At 69.1% G+C, this 20,341-nt stretch carries 15 protein-coding genes; 10 read left to right on the forward strand and 5 right to left on the reverse strand.

Going from position 1 to position 20,341, the window contains the following annotated elements; genetic code table 11:
- The first annotated feature begins 57 nt into the window (after positions 1 to 57).
- The 4 genes from aroC (at position 58) to KEG57_RS18470 (ending at position 5,959) form a co-directional block, all read left to right on the forward strand.
- Entirely contained in the window at positions 58 to 1,203 is a 1,146-nt protein-coding gene (gene aroC, locus KEG57_RS18455; RefSeq protein ID WP_272421534.1) for a chorismate synthase, read from the forward strand.
- Between the two features lie 565 nt (positions 1,204 to 1,768).
- A complete protein-coding gene (locus KEG57_RS18460) occupies positions 1,769 to 3,067 on the forward strand; it encodes a hypothetical protein (protein WP_272416888.1) in 1,299 nt (432 codons plus the stop codon).
- Positions 3,068 to 3,562: 495 nt separating this feature from the next.
- On the forward strand, positions 3,563 to 5,134 hold the full coding sequence (gene aroB, locus KEG57_RS18465; RefSeq protein WP_272416889.1) for a 3-dehydroquinate synthase: 1,572 nt from the start codon (positions 3,563 to 3,565) through the stop codon (positions 5,132 to 5,134).
- A gap of 81 nt (positions 5,135 to 5,215) precedes the next feature.
- A complete protein-coding gene (locus KEG57_RS18470) occupies positions 5,216 to 5,959 on the forward strand; it encodes a hypothetical protein (protein ID WP_272458204.1) in 744 nt (247 codons plus the stop codon).
- 48 nt (positions 5,960 to 6,007) lie between these two features.
- Here the strand turns inward: KEG57_RS18470 and KEG57_RS18475 are convergent, their stop codons facing one another.
- A complete protein-coding gene (locus KEG57_RS18475; protein ID WP_272458205.1) occupies positions 6,008 to 6,595 on the reverse strand; it encodes a hypothetical protein in 588 nt (195 codons plus the stop codon).
- Between the two features lie 406 nt (positions 6,596 to 7,001).
- Between KEG57_RS18475 and zapA the strand changes: the two genes are divergently transcribed.
- The 3 genes from zapA to bioD are packed head-to-tail and all read left to right on the forward strand — an operon-like array spanning position 7,002 to position 9,141.
- Positions 7,002 to 7,325 (forward strand): cell division protein ZapA, encoded by a 324-nt coding sequence (zapA, locus tag KEG57_RS18480; protein ID WP_272416892.1) that lies wholly within the window; start codon positions 7,002 to 7,004, stop codon positions 7,323 to 7,325.
- A complete protein-coding gene (locus KEG57_RS18485) occupies positions 7,322 to 8,443 on the forward strand; it encodes an aminotransferase class I/II-fold pyridoxal phosphate-dependent enzyme (RefSeq protein ID WP_272416893.1) in 1,122 nt (373 codons plus the stop codon). The genes zapA and KEG57_RS18485 overlap by 4 nt, the downstream gene beginning before the upstream one ends.
- Entirely contained in the window at positions 8,440 to 9,141 is a 702-nt protein-coding gene (bioD, locus tag KEG57_RS18490) for an ATP-dependent dethiobiotin synthetase BioD (RefSeq protein WP_272416894.1), read from the forward strand. Before KEG57_RS18485 ends, bioD begins: the two co-directional genes overlap by 4 nt.
- Here bioD and KEG57_RS18495 read toward each other — a convergent pair.
- The 4 genes from KEG57_RS18495 to KEG57_RS18510 all read right to left on the reverse strand — a co-directional run bounded on the left by KEG57_RS18495 (position 9,129) and on the right by KEG57_RS18510 (position 14,613).
- Entirely contained in the window at positions 9,129 to 10,301 is a 1,173-nt protein-coding gene (locus tag KEG57_RS18495; RefSeq protein ID WP_272458206.1) for a hypothetical protein, read from the reverse strand. The genes bioD and KEG57_RS18495 overlap by 13 nt on opposite strands.
- Entirely contained in the window at positions 10,295 to 12,016 is a 1,722-nt protein-coding gene (locus KEG57_RS18500; RefSeq protein ID WP_272458207.1) for a hypothetical protein, read from the reverse strand. Before KEG57_RS18500 ends, KEG57_RS18495 begins: the two co-directional genes overlap by 7 nt.
- 166 nt (positions 12,017 to 12,182) lie before the next feature.
- Positions 12,183 to 12,842, reverse strand: coding sequence for an ATP-binding cassette domain-containing protein (locus tag KEG57_RS18505; RefSeq protein WP_272416897.1), 660 nt, complete (start codon positions 12,840 to 12,842; stop codon positions 12,183 to 12,185).
- 10 nt (positions 12,843 to 12,852) lie between these two features.
- Positions 12,853 to 14,613 carry a serine/threonine-protein kinase gene (locus KEG57_RS18510; protein WP_272416898.1) on the reverse strand — a complete coding sequence of 587 codons (1,761 nt, stop codon included), beginning with the start codon at positions 14,611 to 14,613 and terminating at the stop codon, positions 12,853 to 12,855.
- Between the two features lie 531 nt (positions 14,614 to 15,144).
- On the opposite strand from KEG57_RS18510, the gene dnaN reads away from it, so the two are divergent.
- The 3 genes from dnaN to gyrB all read left to right on the forward strand — a co-directional run bounded on the left by dnaN (position 15,145) and on the right by gyrB (position 20,298).
- The gene (dnaN, locus tag KEG57_RS18515) at positions 15,145 to 16,269 is read left to right on the forward strand and encodes a DNA polymerase III subunit beta (RefSeq protein WP_272416899.1); all 1,125 of its coding nucleotides are present in this window, start codon (positions 15,145 to 15,147) and stop codon (positions 16,267 to 16,269) included.
- A 103-nt stretch (positions 16,270 to 16,372) separates the two neighbouring features.
- Positions 16,373 to 17,503: a DNA replication/repair protein RecF gene (gene recF, locus KEG57_RS18520; protein WP_272458208.1), complete on the forward strand. Its 1,131-nt coding sequence runs from the start codon at positions 16,373 to 16,375 to the stop codon at positions 17,501 to 17,503.
- A 257-nt stretch (positions 17,504 to 17,760) separates the two neighbouring features.
- The gene (gene gyrB, locus KEG57_RS18525) at positions 17,761 to 20,298 is read left to right on the forward strand and encodes a DNA topoisomerase (ATP-hydrolyzing) subunit B (RefSeq protein WP_272458209.1); all 2,538 of its coding nucleotides are present in this window, start codon (positions 17,761 to 17,763) and stop codon (positions 20,296 to 20,298) included.
- Positions 20,299 to 20,341 lie beyond the last annotated feature (43 nt).

Consider the following 20,341-nt stretch of genomic DNA (forward strand, 5'->3'; position numbering starts at 1 on the left):
ATCCTTTTGGGTCCTGCCTTCCTGTACTAGCGTGGGGGCATGTCGCGACTTCGTTGGATGACGGCGGGTGAATCTCACGGCCCTTCCCTGGTGGCCATCGTCGAAGGCATCCCAGCCGGGATGCCCCTCCTCTCAGAGGATGTCGACCACGACCTCGGCCGACGCCAACGCGGCTACGGCCGCGGCGGCCGCATGAAAATCGAGACCGACAAGGCCCAGCTCGTCGGAGGCGTCCGGGGCGGCGAGACCCTCGGCGGACCCATCGCCCTTCGCATCGACAACCGCGACCACGCCAACTGGGCGGGCCGCATGGGCCCCGACCCCTTCCCCTCGCCCCCCGAACCCCTCACCCGCCCCCGCCCCGGCCACGCCGACCTCGCGGGCGGCCTCAAGTACGACCGCAAAGACCTCCGCGACATCCTCGAACGAGCCAGCGCTCGCGAAACCGCCTCCCGCGTCGGCGTCGGCGCCGTCTGCCGCAAACTCCTCTCCCTCCTCAACATCGACATCTTCGCCCACGTCGTCTCCATCGGCCCGGTCACAGCCACCCTCCCGGACCTCCCCCTCTCCGAGCTCCGGACCCGCGCCCGCGCCTCCGACCTCGCCTGCGTCGACCCCGACGCCGAGGCCGCCATGCGCAAGGCCATCCACGAAGCCTCCCATGCGGGCGACACCCTCGGCGGCGTCTTCGAGGTCATCGCCACCGGCCTCCCTCCGGGCCTCGGCAGCCACGTCCAGTGGGACCGCAAGCTCGACGGCCGCCTCGCCCAGGCCCTCATGAGCATCCACGCCATCAAAGGCGTCGAGCTTGGCATCGGCTTCACGGCCGCCACCCTTCGCGGCTCCCAGGTCCACGACCCCATCACCTACGACCCTGCCCACCACTTCGACCGCCCCACCAACCGCGCCGGCGGCCTCGAAGGCGGCATCACCAACGGCATGCCCCTCACGTGCCGCGCCGCCATGAAGCCCATCGCCACCCTCAAGACGGCCCTCCCCTCGGTCGACGTCCTCACCAAGGAACCCTTCGACGCCGCCCACGAGCGCAGCGACATCTGCGCCGTCTCCGCCGCCTCGGTCGTCGGCGAGGCCATGGTCGCCATCACCCTCGCGGACGCCGTCCTCGAGAAGTTCGGAGGCGACAGCCTCGGCGAGCTCCAACGCAACCTGGAGACGTACCGCGCTCAGCTCGCGGCGTACTGACCGGGACGTTTCACGTGAAACATTGAGCCTGCTCGTCCCTGAGGCTCCCTCGCCCCTCCGGGCTGAGCATTGGTCTCATCTTGGGAGGCGCTGCGCTGGGGCTTTGCCCCAGGCCCCACCGGGGCTATCCGCCCCTGGACCTGGACCAGCGCAAGCGCTGGACCCGGGGTCGATGAACTGCGCGATGCGCAGTTCATCGAACAGGCCAGGTCAAGACCAACGACGATCCTGCCCACCAAGACAGCAGCGCTGACGATTCAACGGGCCACGTGCCCGTCGCCAGCGTGCAACGCACCTTCCTGGTCTTGCCACCGGCCTGTGGGAAGAACTGCGCATCGCGCAGTTCTTCCCCCTGAGGTCCAGGGCTTGCCCTGGTTCGGGTCGAGGGGCGAACAGCCCCCGCGGGGCCCGGGGCAGCGCCCCGGCGCGGCGGCCCCAAGAAGAGACCAATGCTCAGCCCTCCGGCGGTGGCACGCTGCCCCACGCGCCGGTGCCTGTCAACCCGCCTCCCAAGAGCCCTCATGTCGGAGATTTACAGAACCAGACCTCCCTGTTAGGGGGGGTGATGGGCGTCACCGCGTTCCTCGAGTGCTACGACTCCGAAAACTTCGACCCGGCCTCGGGCGGCACCGGGCTCTTCAGGACCAAGGGCCTCCTCCCGCCCGCTTGGTTTCTCTTCTTCGACGCCGCGGACTTCGCCTCCGTGCGCTCGCAGCACGATGGCAGCACCTACTCGCTCCTCCGCCGCCCCGCGTCCGCGGCCGCCGCCCGCGCCCTCGAACGGCTCGAGGCGCTGAAGCCCCACATCACGCCGGAGCTCGACGCCGTGCTGCGCTCGTTCCTCGCCGCCGTCGAGAAGGCTTGCGCTCCCCGCGGTCTCGGCGTGCTCGTCTTCAACACCCACCGCTTCGAGTCCACCCGGGCCGAGCTCATCGCTTGTATCGGCTGGTTCGACGCGTTCGCTGCAAAGGGCTACTCCGCTCGCCTCGCCACGCGCGCCGAGTCGATCTTCGACCCCTGCGACGGCCTCGACTTCGACGAAGACGACCGGAAGCTCGACGTCGGCAACCCAGACGCGCTCTGCGGCTGGCCCTCCAGCGTGACGGACCGGGCGCCCCCCGTCGTTCCGAAGCCGCCCCCGCCCAGCGCGGACGCCAATTCTCTCGACGCCATCCTGGCGCGCCTGTGGGCCCATCCGGCGGACCTCGATGTTCGCCTCGCCTGCGCGAAAGAGCTGACCGCCCTCGGCGACCCTCGCGGCGAGTTCATCACCCTCGATTGCGCCGAGAAGCTCACCCACCGAAAGCTCAAGCGTCACGAGCAGCTCCTCGACGACGAGCGTGTGCACCACCCCTTCCGCCGCGCGCGTACCTTCCACCAAGGCCTTCCGGTCGCGGTGGAGTGGAATGCTGCGCCCGGCGATCCCCTCGTCGGCCACCCTGCCTGGTCCACCGTCGAGAGCGTGATCTTCTCCGGCCCTGTCGAGCTGCTCCCGCCCGTGCGCCAGCTGCAGGCGACGCCCGCGCTCATCCGCGCCATCGACCGGCCGGTGCCCTACGTCTCCATCTGCATGAGCGACGACAAGGACCCCGCGGCCTGGGCGGCGCTCGAATCCACCGAGCGCTTCCCGAACCTCGTCGAGGTCCGCGTCGTCGAGCCCGCGACCGTCTGGCTCCCCGAAGCGGGGCAGCGGCTCATCGCGCGGAGGCCCTCGGTGCGGCTACACGCCGGCTCGCCCCTCGTGCCACTCCCTCCGCTCACGCCCCTCACGGCCGAGGAGCACGCCGCGCGCGTCGCGCGATGGACGAATCCGCCGGCGGCCCGCTTCCTCGAGGGGCCTCGCTACGACAACGGATTCAGCTGACCGGTTCACGGGCTCCGATGCCCGCGGCACCTGGCCCGTCCTATCCGGCCGTGGGAGGGACCATCGGAACCTCAACGCGCTTCACCTTCGGTCGTAGGGGGGACCGTCCGAACCTCAACGCGTATCACTTTCGGTCGTGGGAGGGACCATCGGAACCTCAACGCGTATCACCTTCGGTCGTAGGGGGGACCGTCCGAACCTCAACGCGTTCTACATCACACCCTTCCCGTCACCCACGTGACCTAGCCGGGAGGCGACATCCATCCCCTCCCGAGTCTTGCCGAAACCTCGACCCCCTCCCAATTCGACCGGCGTGGCTCGCGAGTTCGGGTCCCCCAGCCCCCCCGACCTCACGCCGCCCAGCGCCCCCTCCGCCTGCGCCTGCGCACACACTCCACCTCGACAAATCGCTTCCCCCATCGAATCGTAGTCCCCATGCCTCCGCTTCCGCTCACCCAGCCGCGCCCCCAGCGTCCCCTCCTCCTCAGCGGACTCATGGGCTCTGGTAAATCCACCATCGGCCCCCTCGTCGCCGCCCAAGCTGCGGTCCCCTTCCTCGACCTCGACGCCGTCATCACCCAGAACACGGGCCGCTCTGTCCCGGCCCTCTTCGCGGAGCCCGACGGCGAACCGGCCTTCCGCGCCCTCGAGGCGGCCACCCTCCGCGGCCTCCTCGCTTCCCCCGAGCCGCGCGTCATCGCCCTCGGCGGCGGCACCCTCCTCGACCCCGAGCTCCGCGCGTTTGCCCTTGCCCACGCGCACGTCGTCACCCTCACGGCTCGACCCGACACCCTCGCCGCGCGCACCGCCGGCCCCGGTCGACCCCTCCTCGACGAAACTCCCGACCGCCTCGCGCGCCTCCGCAGCCTCCTCGCCTCCCGCGCGCCCGTCTACGCCGAGGCCCATGCCCACATCCGGACCGACGATCGCTCGCCCGCCGACATCACCGACGCCGTCCTCCAAGCCTGGCTCGACCCCACCCTCGTCGTCCCGCTCGGCACCCGTTCCTACCCGGTTCGCCTCACCCACGACGCCCCGCGCACCCTCGCCGAGGTCGCTCGTTCCCTCGCGCCTTCCGCCGTCTTCGTCGTCACCGATGAGAACGTCGCGCCCATCGCCCTCGACCCGGTCCTTGACGCCCTCCGCACGACCGGCCTCCGTGTCCCGGCCACCGTCGTCCTTCCGCCCGGCGAAACCCACAAGCAGATGCCGGCGGTCGAGCGCATCCTCGCCGCCCTCGTCGAGTCCGGCGCTGACCGCGAATGCCTCGTCGTCGCTCTCGGTGGCGGCGTCGTCTCCGATGTCGCCGGGTTAGCCGCGTCCCTCCTCCTTCGGGGCGTCCGGTGGGTCGCGATGCCCACGACCTTGCTCTCGATGGTCGATGCGGCCGTGGGTGGAAAGACCGGCGTCGACCTCGGGGTCGCCAAGAATGCCGTCGGCACCTTCCACCAGCCCTCGGCTGTCCTCATCGACCCGGCGCGCGTTCAGACCGAGTCCACCCGGGCTTACGTCTCCGGCCTGGCCGAGGTCGTCAAGGCGGCCGCCATTGCCGACACCTCCCTCTTCGAGCTCGTCGGCCGGGAGCGCGAGCGCGTCCTCGCCCGGGACCTCGACCTCGTTCGGCAGATGGTCCTCGGCGCGGTCCGTGTGAAGACCGCGATCGTCATCCGGGACGAGCGCGAGTCCGGCGACCGCGTCCTCCTCAACTTCGGCCACACCATCGGACACGGCCTCGAGGCGGCCGGCGCGTATACCCGCCTCACCCATGGCGAGGCCGTCGCGCTCGGCATGATTGCCATCCTCCGCGTCGGCCGTGCCCTTGGTGTCACCGACGCTGAGGCAGCGACGCGTGTCGAGCGCCTCCTCGTCGACCTCGGCTTGCCCACGGACCTCACGCGTGAGCCGCTCGACGAGGCGCTCCGCCTGGCCTCGCTCGACAAGAAGCGCACGGCTTCGGGGATTCGGGTCGTCCTCCTCGAAGGCCTTGGGCGACCTCGCATCGAGCTCCTCTCGCTCGAAGCGTTGGGGCGCCTCCTTCATGCGGGGATGCAGAGCGTTTCCGTCTGAACCCTGCGGATCTTTGCCGGCCCGGCGGCTTTCTCGATACACTGACGGTTGACCTCAGGCGTCGAGGGAGGCTCCTCCACCATGAAGATCCAGCGAAGGCATATTGGCGGTGTGGCCGCGCTACTGGCGCTCGGCGGTTTGCTCGGTGCGGGGTGCGCGGAGAACCGCAGCAGCCTCTTCGTCCGTGGCGCGCTCGTGTTCGACACCGACACCTGCGGGGTCGTCGCTGAGACCACGGCTCCGACCCTCTTGCGTGGCACCCTCGACGTGGCGTTCGCCTCCGAATACAACGCCGCGCTCCTCGTGGGCAATCAGCTCGTCCGGCGCGGCAACGCGGCGACGCTTCGCACGGAGACCTCTCGGGTCCAGTTCGAGAGCGCCGATGTGCACACCTTCGACGCTGCGGGCAATGAGCTCGGCGCATTCACGGCGCCGGCCACCGGGTTCGTGGACCCGTCCACGGGGGCCGAGCCGGGGCTTGGATTCGCCAACGTCGTCCTGGTCGACTCGGGCACCTCGGCGGCAGCGCTTGGAGCGAGCGGGGGGAGCGGCACGCCCGTCGAGGTCCTCGCCAACGTCATCATCCGAGGGCGGACGCTGGGCGGGGAGGAAGTCGCGACGGGCGAATGGCAGTTCCCGATCGACGTGTGCCGCGGCTGCCTCGTGTTTTTCCCGCCGGAGGCTGACGACCTGTCCACGCCCGAGCGAGACTGCTTCAACCCGGCCGACGCACCGTCCGGCTTTTGCCGCCCCGGGATCGACAACGCGGTGGACTGTCGACTTTGCAGGGGCCTGGACCCGGTTTGCGACACCCCGTCTCTGTGAGGGCGCACCGCCCCCAATGTTTCACGTGAAACATCCCCTCGAGACCCGTCACCGCACGGGTCTCGTATCCTTCGAGCCTCCCCGAATCGCGTTGTAGAGGATCTGGAACGGCAAGCTCAACGCCACGAGGTCGAGCTGCGCGCCGACCACGATCGACGTCTCCCGCGAAGGCCCGAGCCCGTACCGGAACTGCGCCAGCAACCCGGCCGCGATCACGTACGAGGCGTGGAAGTTGTAGCTGCGGGTCCCCCAGAACAGCGCGCCCGCGACCCCCGGTTCGAGCCCCTGCATCGGCGCGTACCGACCGTACCCGCCCACCGACACCACGAGGGGTAACGCCTGCAGCACGGGGAACAGCGTCGACACCCCGGCCCCGAACTGCACCTCGTCGAAGGCGTGTGTCATCACCTCGGCATAGGGTCCCACGCCGAAGTCGGTCACCTTGCTCCGACCGAACAACACGTCCCCCCGCAGCCCCAGGTGAAAGACCGTCTGGTCCCAGATCTTTCGATCGAGCCCTCGCCCGGCCGCGCCGATCGTCAACCCGACCGTCCCTTGCGGCTCGGCCCGCGCCTCCACCCCGAACGACAGGCATCCCGCGAGCACCGCCCCGCCCACGAACGCCCGCCCAGCCAACCCAGACCGCCGCAAGCACGCCCGCCTGCTTTCCATCTTCTTCCCATCACCCACCCTCCCCTACGCCGTCAAGCAACCCCCACGTTTCACGTGAAACATCCCCCCCACCCCCCAAGCGATCAGCGTTGGGAGGGAGGGTCGGAGGTGGTGGCCACCCGGAGGGGCACGAAAGAGAACCGAGCGAGGTACACCCACCTCCGAGCCTCGCGAGGCGGTCCAGTGCCAGGGGCCACCCCGCCTCCGGATGCACCCACCCGAGCGAGACGTGCGGGCGCCACCCCGCAAAGAACCCCACCCGTCCAAATCCAACCAGAACAACCCCAAGTGCCCCTCTGGGTGGCCACCACCTCCGACCCTCCCTCCCCGCCTCGCATCCTGGTTCCCCGCATGGTACCGTCCCCTCGCCATGGGTGGCCGTCAGGTCCAGCTTCGCATTGGCGGCCAGACATATCGGGTCGTCACCTCCGCGTCCGACGACGAGCTCCACCGCCTCACCCTCATGGTTGAGGAGAAGCTCACGCAGGTCGCCGGTCCCGGCCGCATGGTCAACCCCCAGGCTCTCCTCCTCGCGGCCCTCGCCCTCGCGCACGACCTCGAAGAAGAGCGCGCACGCCATAACGACCAGATGGCTCGCACCCGCATTGCCTTCGGCCGCATGCTTGAACGCGTCGACGCTGCGCTCGGCGCCATCGAGCCCGGCGCGGACGCATCCGACGAGGACGACCGATGACCGAGCTTGGCGCCCTTCGCCATCTCGCGGCGGAGATTGCGACGCTCGAACAGGCTGGACTGCTTCGCAAGCCGAGCGCGCCGCCGCCGTCGGGATGCCTCGTCCTCTGCTCGAACGATTACCTCGGATACGGAACCGACCCCTGGCCTGCGCCCGCCGAGGCTCCCTCCGGCGCTGGCGCTTCACGCCTCGTCAGCGGGCATCATGCCGAGCATGCGCTCGCCGAGCAGACGATCGCCACCTGGCTCGGGTTCGAGTCCGCGCTCCTGTTCTCGTCCGGGTACGCGGCCAATGTCGGGACCATCTCGGCTCTTGCCCGGCCGGGGGACGTCATCGTCTCGGATGCGTTGAACCACGCCTCCATCATCGATGGCTGCCGCCTCTCCGGGGCCAAGGTCGTTGTCGTTCCCCATCGGGATGCGGCTGCCGCCGAGGCTGCGCTCGAGCGGGCGCAGGGTGCGCCGCGGCGATGGCTCGTCACCGAGTCGTACTTCAGCATGGATGGCGACTCGCCCGACCTCGTTCGGCTCCGGGCTGCCTGTGACCGATGGGATGCCGCGCTCGTCGTGGACGAGGCCCACGCGGTCGGGACGCTCGGTCCCGAGGGTCGAGGACTTGCGGCGCGGGCGGGCGTTCGGCCGGACGTCCTCGTGGGGGCTCTCGGAAAGGCGCTCGGGCTTCAGGGTGCGTTCGTGGTCGGACCGATGGTCCTCCGCACCTGGCTCTGGAATCGTGCCCGTAGCTTCGTCTTCTCCACGGGCATCAGCCCCGCCCTCGCGGCCGCCATCCGGCATCGGGTCCTCCGCGTCGCTGCCGATGACGAGGCGCGCGCTCGGCTCGACCACATCATCGACCGCCTACGCGCCGGACTCGCCTCCATCATCGGTGATGCGCTCCTCCCCTCGCATGGGCCCATCCTCCCTTGCTTCGTGGGTCCCCCGGAGGAGGCCGTTCGCATCTCGCTTCGCCTTCGCGAGCGTGGGGTCCTCGTCCAGGCCATTCGCCCCCCGACGGTCCCGCCGGGCACCTCGCGCCTTCGCGTCACCGCGCACGCGCGCCTCACCGACGCGGACCTCACTCGGATCGTCACTGCCTTCGCGGAGGGCTGGAAGCCATGAGCCGCATTGTCGTCATTGGAACGGGCACCGGCGTCGGGAAGACCCACGCGGGGGTCGCCCTCGTCGCTGCTCTTGCATCGGCTCGCGTCTCGGTCGCAGGCCTCAAGCCCATCGAGTCCGGCGTCCCGTCCGAGCCTTCGTCCACGATCGCGACCGACGCCTCCGCGCTCGCGGCGTTCAGCACGTTTCACGTGAAACATCCCCTTCCCTACGCGCTGCCGGATCCGGTCTCGCCGCACCTGGCCGCGCGTCGCCTGGGGATGCGCATCGATCTGGGTCGCGTGGCCGAGTGGGTTGATGCGCATGCGTGCGCGGAGGTGCTGGTCATCGAGACGGCGGGGGCGCTCCTGTCTCCGCTCGGGCCGGGGCTCGTCAACCTGGACCTCGCACGCGTGCTGCGACCCGATCACTTGTTGCTTGTCGCTTCGGATCGGCTCGGCGTGCTCCACGATGTCGCGGTCACGCTGCATGCGCTGCGCACGATGGCCGCGGACCTGCCGGCGCCGCTCCTCGTGCTTCAGCCGCCCGCGGTGCCGGATGCGTCCACCGGGACGAATGCGGAGGAGCTCGTGGAGTTGAAGATCGTTCCGAGGCTGGTCGTGTTCCCCCGGGCCGAGACGACGGCGGAGGAGACGAGGGCGGCGGCGAAGTGGGTGCTCTCGACGCTCGCCCTCGAGGGCCAGAATCAGAAGGCGTAGAGGACGCTCCCGCCGAACCCGGGTCCACCCGACGTCGACCTTCGCGCCTGGTAGCCCCCTCGGAGCTGCACCGAGAACCCGCGCCCGAGCGCGATGCCCACCTCGCCGATCAGACGCACGCCGTATGTCTCCGCGTTCGGCATGTCCGTCACCTCGACGATCGGCGACACGAGCACGCGGTCGCCCGCGACCAGATCGAGCCGGCTGTAGAACCGATTCCCGAACGGCGCGCTGTCTCCGAGGCCGAGCGACTCGAACCCGAGGATGAGCTTCGAGCCGTACGGGTCGCCGATCAACGTCGACGCCCCGAGGCCGACCGAGAAGCCGATCTCCGTGACGCTCGTCTGGAGCTCCGTCTCCAGGTGCCAGAGGTCGAGCACCCGGAAGCGGATACGCGCCGCGCCGAAGTTCAGGCCGACCTTGTACCGCTCCTCGTTGTACTCGGAGAGCGGCACGAGCGACCAGCCGCGCACGAGTCCCAGCCGGAAGCCGAACTCCGACACCGTGCGCAGCGGCCGGTACGTGTAGCTCGCCTCCACCCGGTAGTACTGCTCGTCGACCGACGGCACGACCTCCTCACCTGGCTGGCAGGTCGCCTGACCCGCCGCGCATGGTATCGGTATCGTGCCCGTCGTGGTCCCGAAGCCCACGTACTCGCCCGCCACCCCGACGACCGAACGACGTCCGCCGAGCCGACTCAGCGCGGCTCGCTCCTTCGCATCGGTCCGGTCCTCGATCACGCTGACCGGGTGGAGCTTCTGCCGTGACGCGAATGCCGAGAACCGCGTCCCGTTCGTCTGCTCGACCTCGATCGTGTAGCCGATCCCCGGCGCCTTGAGCGCCTCGCCCGGGATGACCGCGATGTAGCCCCTCTCGCCGCCCCGCTGGAATGGCACGGCCTTCATCTCGCCGAGCGACGTCTGGTAGACGGCCAGCACGTTCCGGATGAGCTCCGCGTGTTCGAACGACGCCTCCAGCACGAGCTTCGTGCCAGGCTCCGCGCTGGCGATCGGTGCGTGATGGACGCGCGGCGTCGTGGGCTTCGGCGTCTCGCCCGGCGGGATGTCCTCGGCCTTTTGCGCCTCGGCGTCACGCGCCGCGAAGGACAGCGCGACCGCGGCGAACGTGGCCAGGGTCTTCACGAAGGTTCGCGTCACCATTCGTACCCCACTGCTCCGCCGAAGCCCGGCCCTGCATGGTTGATGGTTCGGCCCTGGAACGACACGCGCGCCGCGACGACGAACCCGGGCGTGAGCCGGTAGCCCACCTGAATGATCCCGCGTGCGCCGACCTCGCCTTCCTCCTGGGACTGCGTGGGCTCTCCGTTTTCGGTCGGCGACCTGTAGCTGCTCGATCCGGCTGGCTGGTTCGTCACCTCGGTCCGGACGAGGATGGGCACGCGCTTGAAGGTGTTCAGCTCGAGCTGGGTGAAGCCGCGTAGACCGACGCCGCCGAGCAGCTCGCCGCCGAGCACCAGGTTCGTCTCGCGGTCGTTGCCGATGCGGAAGAGGATCTGTCCGCCGCCCGAGATGCCGTCGTCGAGCAGCCCGATCGCCATCCTGCCGATCACGCCGAACAGCCGGTGGAAGCCGACCTCCGTTTCGAGGTAGCCGTAGGTCAATCCGACGGGGCGACCCGAGAGCCCGAGCGTATCGAGATCGTTGAGCGAGCCGCCGACGCCGCGGTAGACGCCGAACCCGGTGCGCAGCGCGCGCACGCCGGTGTCGCCGTAACGGAGCCCGAACGTGCCTTCCGTTTGCCAGACGCGATCGTTGCCCTTGAGCCCGTTGTAGTCGGCGAAGTCCGTGAGCACCATCGCCGACGCGATACGTTTCTCAGGTTTCGCGATCTTGGGTGCATCCTGGATCTGGATCCGCTCGGGGGCGCTCGGCAGGCCGACGACGGCTTTTGCGGCGCCGCTCGCCATGGTCGCCTCGATGAAGTACTCGATTTCCGCGGGCACGAGGCGGTCGCCGGGCACGGTCGCGGCCCAGTAGCCGGGGCCAGCGCTCGTCATCACGAACGGCGTGTACGTCTGTTTCCCCTTCGTCCGCACGTGCAGGATCGCGCCCGTGGCCAGGTCGTCGAGCTCCACCGCGAGCTCGAGCGGCGTGCCTTCGACCGCTGCCGTTGGTCGAGAAAAACTCACGAGTGAAGGCTCGGTCCGCGTGGTCTGCCCTTTTGCGGGCGCCGCCTTCGACCCGGGTTTGCCATCGGCTTCGATCAGCCGGCGCAGCGACGCGGCCTCTTCATAGAGCACGCGTGCATAACGACCGTTCGGTTTCTCCCGGACGTAATCCTCGTAGGCCTTGATGCGCGTGACGAGGTCGGCGCCTTTGAGCTTGTCGAACATCGTGGCGATCACGATCGCCTCGGGATCGGCGTCGCCGGCGGGCATCTCCTTCGCCTCCGTGGTCGTGGAGGCGTCGGGCTTTGTGGGCTCGGGTTTGCCGGGGGCCGGGGCTTTGCGCAGGATCACGAGGTCGCCCTTTTCGGGGGTCCGCGTGAGCGTGCCGGTTGCCGTGGCGATCGACATCGAGGGCCGCACTTGCCCGAGCTCGAGGGTCCCGATCCGGAATCGGTCGGAGATCACCTTGCCCGTCACGGGGTGTTTGAGCTTCAGCGGGCGCCAGATCTCGACCGTCGCCCCCTCCGTCGCTCCTTGGGTCGAGCCGAGGTCCAGGATCAGCTCCTCGCCTTCCTCTTCGAGGGCGAGCACCGTCCCCGTGATCTCGGTCGGCGCCGCGTCCGAGGCGGACGTTTTCGTCTGCGCCCCGGCGCCCGTCCCGATTCCGAGAAAGCAGAGCGCGGCCAGCGCCGCAACGAGGCGCGCCCTCGTGCTCCCCCGGTTCAAACCATTTTCGAGTTCGAACACGCTACGATCGATCTTTATCGAATCGAATCCCAAAAGAAAAGAAAATACCGGCTGACGGAAATTCGACACACCGAGGTCGACCGCCTCTTTCGCGCGAATCCGAATTCGCGTTCATCGTCACCGCCCATTCGCGGCAACGATCCATTGTGTGGTTTTTCGGCGATACTCAACCGGTAACGCTATCGACCACCCGGCCCCGGTCGAGCACGAGGCGCGCGCCGGCCCGCTCGCGAAAGAGCTCCGGCTCGTGCGAGACCACGACCACGGCCGCGCCGCGCGCGACCTCCTCGTCGACCACGGCGAGCAGCCGCGTCACGCCCGCCTTGTCGAGGCCGGTCGTCGGCTCGTCGAGCAGGACCAGCGAAGGCTCGTGCGTGAGCGCCCGCGCGAGCGCGATGCGTTGCCGCTGTCCGCGCGAGTACGTCCGGACCGGCCGCTCCGCGAACGCGCCAAGCTCGAAGCGCGACGAAGCCCGCGCCCACGCCTCCGCCGCGTCGAGCCCCACGAGCCGCGCCGCGAGCTCCACGTTCTTCCGACCCGACAGGTCCGGGTACGCCATCGTCTCGTGCGAGACCCAGCCAATCTCGGCACGCACCGCGAGCAGGTCATCGCCGAGCGGCTCGTACACGACCGTGCCCGCGGTCGGCTTGATCACCGTGCCGAGGATGCCCAGCAACGTGGACTTGCCCGAGCCGTTCGCGCCCTCGACGACGAGCAGCCTGCCTAGCTCGATCGTGAGGCTGACGCCGCGCAAGGCCACGGTGGGGCCGTAGGCCTTGATGAGGCCCTTGCCGACGATGCGTGTAAGGCGTGGCGTTCGGCTCATCCGACGCGGCTCACGACCCCTTCTCGGGCACCGGCGGCGCCGGGAACGGGCGCACGAGCGTCGGTCGCTCGTCGGAGAACGAGGGCCGGTCGACGAGTGTGCGCTCGTCGTCGTCGTCGTCGGTCACGGGGCGCGCCGGCGGGACGGGGCGCGGCGGAGGCGGCGGCAAAGGCGCGGCCGCGTGGACCGGGATGGGCACGGACGCCGGGGGCGGCGGCGCCGAAGGCGGCGGCAGCGGCGCGGGCGGAGGCGGCAGCCACGCCTGGCGACCGCTGCCCACGCCCATGCTCGCAAGCTGCCCGGCCGGCATGGTCGACGGCGGGCCCGAGGAGGCGGATGCCTGGGCCGCTTGCTGCTGCGCGGGGTGCGACGGCGGCGGCAGCGGCAAGGGAGGCGGCAGCGGCGCGGGCAAGGATGGCGCGCCTGCGTGCGGCGCGGTGACGGTCGTGGGCGGGCCGAAGCGGGTCGACGGCGGACCCGCGTTGCCGGTGCCCTGCTTCGACGAGCGCGGCGGCGCGATGGGCAGGCCGAGGTCCTTGCGCGAGAACGAGAGCACCATCGTCTCGTCGTCGTCCTCCGCGAACGACATCTTCGCCGGCGGCAGCGGCGCGCGGCGTGACGGCGGCGGCGCCTCGGGCTCGAGGGCGCGTCGCAGGCCGTCCTGGAACTCGGGGGCGTTCTGGTAGCGGTCCTCGCGCATCTTGGCGAGCGCCTTGTCGACGACGCGCTCGAGCCCACGCGTGATGTTCGGACGCACCTCGGAGAGCGAGCGGTGCTTCGAGGTGAGGATCTGTACGAGCAGCGCGTTGTAGTTTCGTGCGACGAACGGGCGGCGGCCCGAGAGCGCTTCGTAGAGGATCACGCCCGCGGCCCAGAGATCGACGCGGTGGTCGAGCCCGCGATCGCCGCGCGCCTGCTCGGGCGCCATGTAGTACGGCGTGCCCATGACGATGCCGGGCATCGTGAGGTCGATGGACGTGTCCTCGTCGATCGTCTTGGAGATGCCGAAGTCGAGGAGCTTGGCGATGGGCGGTACGCCCGCCTTGCGGACGAGAAAAACGTTCTCGGGCTTGAGGTCGCGATGGATGATGGCTTTTGCGTGCGCGGCCGTGAGCGCGGAGAGCACCTGGTGCATCACGTCCGCGACGTCGCGTTCGGGAAGCGCGCCGTCGCGCTTGATGCGCTGGTCGAGCGTCTCGCCGATGAGCCGCTCCATCACGAGGTAGGGCGTGCCGTCCTCGAGGCGACCGAGGTCGTAAATCTCGCAGATGTTCGGGTGACCGATCGAACCGGCGATACGCGCCTCGTGCTTCAGCCGCGCGACCGAGTCGGCCTGCTGCGCGTGCTTCGGGTGCAGCACCTTCACCGCGACGATGCGGCCGATGGCCAGGTGCTCGGCCTCGTACACCGCGCCCATGCCGCCCTCGCCGAGCAGCGCCTTCACGCGGTACTTGTCGCCGATGACGTGGCCCACGAGGTCACGCCGCGCGAGCCTGTGCGAGCTCTGCGAGGAAGGGCCGTCGCGGTTCGGGGCGGCGCCGGGCTGTGCCGGGCGAGCGTTCGCGGCGGGCGCGAGGGCGGGCACGCGGGGCGACGGGATGCCCATGGGTCGTGGAATGCTCGGCGCGGGCGGGATGAACGAACGCGGCGTGTGCATCGCCGGGCGCGACGGCAGACTCGACCCTGGCCCGATGGCGAGCCCCGTCGCCGGGCAAATCACGAGCCGTTCGTCATGCCGGATGCCGCAGTGGCGGCAGCGGAGTTCGCCCATCGCGAGAGCCCTACGTTCGGCCATTCCGTCGCGCGCGGCCACTGCAAAATCGCTCGGCGATCGCGTTTTCGTTCCCACGGCGCAAGCTCACGAGCGCGGGCGAGCCCGTGACGCACTCGGTACGCATCGGTACGCAGGTGCTCGTCTGGTCAGTCCGCGGCGCCCACAGCCGAACGGGGGCAAGCTGGGGATAACTTCCGGTGATCCCAGGGTCTGCCTTGGGGAGAGAACCGGGCTCGGCCGTCCCCCCGTCGAGCTCTCCCCGACCCGACCCCGGGGTTGCCCCGATTCATCCACAGGGGGGTGGCTCCGTAAGTCATCGAAATCATAGGTCGATCCAGAGTTTTCCCCATCGTCCACAGGCTCTACGATGACGACCTGATCTAGATCTAAAGATCTTCCCTAGATCGGAGGGGAACCGGTGAGCTTGGTCACGTTTGCCTCGGTCATCTTTTCGACCTTCGCCCCGCCGATAACCCTGCTAAGAGGGACCGACCCGCTGCTTTCCCGCCGCGGCGGAGTTGAAGGGCCATGGACCTCGTCATCGCGAAGAAAGATCTGCTGCGCCTCGTCGACCGCTGCCAGGGCGTCGCCGACAAGAAGAGCGCCATGCCGGTGCTCGCCAACGTGCTGCTCGCCGCCGACGGGAACGCGCTGCGCGTTTCCGCGACCGACCTCTACCTCGCGGTGAGTGGTCAGACGGCGGCCGAAATCGTGAGCGCAGGCTCCGTGGCCGTTCCGGCGAAGGACCTGCTCGACCGCGTGAAGGCCATGCCCGACGGGCCCATCCAGGTGACCGCGCGCGAGGGCGCGCAGACCGTCATCAAGGCCGTCGGCTCGCCGCGCCGCTACACGCTGCACGGCATGCCCGGCAGCGAGTTCCCCCAGCTGCCGAAGCCCGCGCCCGACGCGCCCTCGCTGGAGCTACCCGTGGAGCTCCTCTCGCGGCTCATCGAGCGCACGCACTTCAGCATCTCGACCGACGAGACGCGCGCGCACGTGAACAGCGCGCTCTTCGAGTGGGCCGGCCACCGCGTCCGCATGGTCACGACCGACGGTCACCGGCTGTCCAAGATGGAGGTCACGCTGGAGGGAACGAGCGCGACGGCGACGATGCTCATCCCGCTCAAGGCCATCCACGAGCTGCGCAGGCTCACGAGCGGCGTCGACAAGGAGACGCCCACGGTGCACATCACGCAGAGCGGGCCGAACGCGTTTTTCGGCGTCGGTGGCATGACCTTCTCGGTGAAGCTCGTCGACGCGCAGTTCCCGCCCTACCAGCAGGTCATCCCGAACGTGAGCGACCGGAGCATCCGCGCGCCGCGCGCCCAGCTCGCCGAGGCCCTGCGCGCCGTCTCGCTCGCCGCGAGCGACCGCACGGGCGGCGTGAAGCTCACGGTGACGTCGCGCGCGCTGCGCATCACGAGCGAGAGCCCCGAGAGCGGCAACGGCTTCGACGAGGTGCCGATCGACTACGATGGGCCCGAGGTGACGATCGGCTTCAACGCGAAGTACTTCCTCGACGTGCTCGCGGCCATCAACGACGACGAGGTCGTCCTCGGCGTGTCGGGCGAGCTCGACCCTGCGGTCATCCGTCCCGCGACGGAGTCGGCGGCGGAGAGCTATGTCTCGGTCATCATGCCGATGCGGATTTGAAACGCGGTCGCTACATGGGGCGCACGTGCGTACCCTCGCCGCGCCCCGTCTCCGATACACCCTCACCCGAACCCCTCTCCCGCCGGGAGAGGGGTGAATCTCGATGAATCGCCTCGAGCTCGAACGGCTCACCGTGCGCGGCCTTCGCGTCCTCTCGCGGGTGGACATGGAGCCCGCGCCGCGGCTCAACGTCGTGTGGGGCAACAACGGGCACGGCAAGACGAGCGTGCTCGAGGCGATTTACTTCGCCGCGACTTCGAAGAGCTTTCGAACGGCACGCGTGGGCGAGCTCGTGCGGCACGGCGAGCAGGCGGCGAGCGTGAAGGCGCGTTTCGTCGAGCGCGGCGGCGCGCTGCCGGCGCTGTCGCGCGAGCAGACGGCCGCGGTGCAGGGCAAGAGCGTGACCGTGCGCATCGACGGCAATCGGCCGCGCGCGCTCGTCGAGTACGCGACGCGCTCGCCCGTCGTGGTGTTTCATCCCGAGGAGCTCACGCTGTCGAGTGGACCGGCGCAGGGACGGCGCACGCTGCTCGACCGGCTCGCGCTCTTCACACGGCCCGAGAGCGCAGATGCGCGCGCGCGGTATGCACATGCGCTCAAAGCACGGCAGGAGCTCCTGCGGCGCGGCGCGGACATACCTTCGAGCGATACACGTGAGCTCGATGCGTTCGAGGAGCTCTGCGCCGAGCATGGCGCGGCCCTCACGCGGGCGCGCGCAGCCGCGGCCGAAGCGCTCGTGGTCGAGCTCGGGAGTGCGTTCGCGCAGATCGCCGCGCCCGACCTCCGCCTCGAAGCGCGATATGCGCCGGGAGGCTCGGCCGACGTGGAGACCGCGCGCGGCGAGCTTGCGCGGGGCCGAAAGCGTGATGCGTTCCGCGCGTCGGCGGGGTTCGGCCCGCATCGCGACGAGCTCGAGCTCTTGCTGGATGGGCATCCGGCGCGCGTGGTCGCGTCGCAGGGACAACATCGCGCGCTCACGCTCGCTCTCAAGGCGGCCGAGACGGCGACGATCGCCAAAGAGCGGGGCATCGAGCCCTTGCTCTTGCTCGACGACGTTTCGAGCGAGCTCGATCCGGAGCGCACGGGCGCGCTCTTTTCATTCCTCGCGCTCCATCGCGGTCAGATTTTCCTGACGACCACGCGCCCCGAGCTCATCCGCGCCGAGGACATATCGGCCGAGGGACGGCGTGACTTCCGCGTGTTTCGGGGCGAGCTCGACGAGGGCGCGGGCTGACCTCCGGCCGTTTCGGAGCGCCTCGACCACGAGCGCGCGAAACGGGCACCAATCGGGCGTGATTTCCTCACGAAAAGGGCCCCGCCGAGCTTGCCCAAGAGGCACAAAAAGGCTAGATTTCCGCGACTCCAAACGGCCCCCGCGCGCGTGACATCAAGGCGTCCGCGCTCGGCCCGAGGAACCTCTCGATCCGCGCAGACGTGCGGGTCGGAACGAACCGATCGGCCAGACGCTCGGGAGCCGAAAGCACGAGACCGATGACGACCGAACCGACGAGCATCCAGCAAACCGAATCCAAGACGACCGCGGGCCAGGCTTACGACGCCAACAGCATCACGGCGCTCGAAGGCCTCGAAGCCGTGCGCAAGCGCCCGGGAATGTACATCGGTGACGTGCACGACGGCTCGGGGCTGCACCACCTCGTCTGGGAGGCCGTGGACAACGCGGTCGACGAGCACCTCGCGGGGCACTGCACCGAGATTCGCGTGACCGTGCACTTCGACGGATCGATATCCGTGGAGGACAACGGCCGCGGCATTCCGGTCGGCATGCACGCGAGGGGCGTGAGTGCGGCCGAGGTCGTGATGACCGTGCTCCACGCGGGCGGCAAGTTCGACAACGCGAGTTACAAGGTCAGCGCGGGCCTGCACGGCGTGGGCGTCTCGGCGGTGAACGCCGTCTCTGAGTGGTTGAAGCTCGAGATCAAGCGCGAGGGCAAGGTCTGGTACCAGGAGTACGAGCGTGGCGTGCCGCGCAAGCCTTTGAAGGCCCTCGGCGAGACGGACCGGACGGGCACGAAGGTGTCGTTCAAGCCGGACGTGCAGATCTTCTCGGTGACGGAGTTCAATTACAACATCCTCGCCAATCGCCTGCGCGAGCTCGCGTTCTTGAACGCCGGCCTGATCATCAACCTCGAAGACCAGCGTCCGACCGGCCGTAGCGAGACATTCCACTACAAGGGCGGCATCGCCGAGTTCGTCGCGCTCCTGAACCAGGCGCAGGAGGCGATTCACGACGACGTCATCGCGTTCGTGGTCGAGGGCCAGGCCGAGGCGGCGGGCAACGGTGGCTCGAAGCCCACGCCGCCCATCACGGTCGAGGTCGCGATGCAGTGGAGCGGCTCGTATACCGAGCAGATCTATTGCTACACCAACAACGTCCACAACAAGGACGGCGGCACGCACCTCGCCGGCATGCGCTCGGCGCTGACGAAGACGATCAATCAGTACGGCAAGGCGCAAAACCTGTTCAAGGAGCTCAAGCAGGAGCTCGCGGGCGAGGACATCCGCGAGGGCCTGACCTGCGTGCTCAGCGTCAAGCACCCCGACCCGTCGTTCGACTCGCAGACGAAGTCGAAGCTCGTGTCGAGCGAGGTGAAGGGCATCGTCGAGCGCGCCGTGACCGACAAGCTCGGCCAGTATTTCGAGGAGCACCCGCAGGGCGCGAAGAAGATCATCGAGAAAGCGGTGCTCGCGGCGCGGGCGCGTGAAGCGGCGCGCAAGGCGCGTGAGGTCATCCGCAAGGGCTCGCTCGACATCACCTCGCTCTCGGGCAAACTCGCCGATTGCCAGTCGAAGGATCCCGAGAAGAGCGAGGTTTACATCGTCGAGGGCGACAGCGCCGGCGGCAGCGCCAAGATGGGGCGCGACCGCCATTTCCAGGCGATCCTGCCGCTCCGTGGCAAGATCCTGAACGTCGAGCGCGCGCGACTCGACCGCATGCTGAGCTCGGCCGAGGTCGGCACGATCATCACGGCGCTCGGCTGCGGCATCAGCGGCGTGCGCACGACGCGCGGCGAGGGCGAGGACAAGGATGACGATGGGATCGAGCTGAACAAGCTCAAGTACCACAAGATCATCCTGATGACCGACGCCGACGTCGACGGGTCGCACATTCGCACGTTGCTGCTCACGTTCTTCTTCCGGCAGATGCGCGAGGTGATCGAGCAGGGTCACCTCTACATTGCGCAGCCGCCGCTTTATCGCGTGCGCAAGGGCAAGAAGGACATCTACCTGAAGGATCAGGCGGCGCTCGACGAGTACCTCGGCAGCAATGCGGTCGAGGACCTCATCCTGTCGTCGGAGGGCCGCCCGCCGGTGCCGTCCGCGGTGCTGCCGAACCTCGCGAAGCGGCTCAAGCAATTCAAGATTGTCCTCGGCAACCTCGACAAACGGTGCGATGCGCGCATGGTGGCCTCGCTCATCCGCGCGACGGGTTTGGGGCAGGAGGATCTGCGCGACGAGGCGAAGGTCGAGTCGGCGCGGGAAAAGCTCAAGGCGTACCTCGAGCGCCGTTATCCCGACATGATGCCGTTCAAGGTCGTCTCGTCGCTCGACTCGGAGCACGGCGCGCATCGCATCACGGTGACCCCGCGGCCGGGCGCTTCGAGCCGCGTGGCCGTGATCGATTGGCAGCTCCTCGGTTTGCCCGAGTACAAGGACGCGCTCGACATCGAGCGTATGCTCGTGGAGACCGCGGGCCCGGCGCCCTGGACCGCCGTGTCGAAGGGCGGCAGCGAGTCGAAGCTCGAGACGAGCGAGGCGCTCATCGAATACCTCGAGGAGCGCGGCAAGAAGGGCATCACGCTCGGCCGCTACAAGGGTCTCGGCGAGATGAACGCGGAGGAGCTCTGGGAAACGACGATGAACCCGGACGTCCGCACGCTGCGCCAGGTGAAGATCGACGACGAGACCGAGGCCGCGCGGCTCTTCGCGATTCTGATGGGTGAGCAGGTCGACGAGCGGAGGCGCTTCATCGAGGTGAATGCGCTGAACGTGAAGAACCTCGATATCTGACGGGGGCAAACCCCCAAGCACAAAGCCCTCCTCGGCGCTGCTC

The organism is Polyangium jinanense, from assembly GCF_028435365.1.